This window comes from Microbacterium sp. IEGM 1404, from assembly GCF_030056775.1.
In the GTDB taxonomy this organism is placed as follows: domain Bacteria; phylum Actinomycetota; class Actinomycetes; order Actinomycetales; family Microbacteriaceae; genus Microbacterium.
The window spans coordinates 1-227 of sequence record NZ_JASHKP010000023.1; the positions used below are offsets into that span (position 1 = coordinate 1).

The 227-nt window shown below is 75.8% G+C and carries 1 pseudogene; it reads right to left on the reverse strand.

The features are described from left to right. Positions 1-227, reverse strand: a pseudogene (locus tag QM517_RS18130) (hypothetical protein); the annotation flags it as partial.

Sequence of the window (227 nt, forward strand, 5' to 3'; positions counted from 1 at the left end):
CTCGCGAGCTGCTCGGCATCCGCGGGGAAGACCACGAGGACGGCGAGTCCGAGGGGGAGCTTGGCGGCGATGATCGGCGCCATCGGCGACCCGTCCACGCTCGCGCGCTCCCGCACGCGCGGGTCGGTGCTGACGGCGGCGGGACCGAGCAGGTCGAGCAGGTCGTCCTCGAGGGCGAGGACGCGGGTGGCGGTGTCGCTCAGGGGGGGTCTCCGGGTGACGCGGGG